Origin of the sequence: Paenibacillus phytohabitans (assembly GCF_013141775.1) — a bacterium.
Classification (GTDB): Bacteria; Bacillota; Bacilli; order Paenibacillales; family Paenibacillaceae; genus Paenibacillus_AQ; species Paenibacillus_AQ phytohabitans.
The window spans coordinates 1-632 of record NZ_WHOB01000054.1 but is presented as its reverse complement, the minus strand read 5'-3'; the positions used below and the strand labels follow the sequence as shown (position 1 = coordinate 632).

The 632-nt window shown below is 68.5% G+C and carries 1 protein-coding gene; it reads right to left on the bottom strand.

From position 1 onward, the window contains the following. Positions 1 to 448: 448 nt before the first annotated feature. The coding region (locus GC101_RS35800) for a hypothetical protein (protein WP_216626656.1) at positions 449 to 632 on the bottom strand (184 nt) is incomplete at its 5' end.

Genomic DNA, 632 nt, shown 5'->3' with positions numbered 1-632 from the left:
GATAGCAGTGTGGTCAGCCGGCGACCAATCAACCAGGGCGAGGCCGGTGCCGGGCTCCTGCAGGCGGGCCGGTGGACCCCCGGCGAGTTATCGATCGATGCAACGGCGGCAGCCAGGTAATGGAGCTCACTGGCATCAAGGGAGCCCGGCAGCAGGTGCGGTAGATCTGCAGCCGGCAGTGTGGCCAACAGGCGCGCCGGGCGCACGGGCCACCGGAAGAACGTCTACCGCAGCAGCTGCGGATCCGCGCGCAACCGGCAACCGATTAACCAGGGCAAGGCAGTTGCCGGACTCCTGCAGGCGCACCGGTGGGTTCACCGGCATCCAGGTGAGCGCCGGGAGTAGCTGCAATAGATCTGCGGCCGGCAGTGTGGCCAACCGGCGCGCACCGGCCTCCGGAAGAACGTCTACCGCAGCGGCTGCGGATCCGCGCGCAGCCGGTGACCGATTAACCAGGGCAAGGCTGTTGCTGGGCTTCTGCAGGCGCACCGGTGGGTTCACCGGCATCCAGGAGAGCACCGTGAGTAGCTGCAATAGATCTGCAGCCGGCAGTGTGGCCAACAGGCGCGCCGGGCGCACCGGCCTCCGGAAGAACGTCTACCGCAGCAGCTGCGGATCCGCGCGCAGCCGGC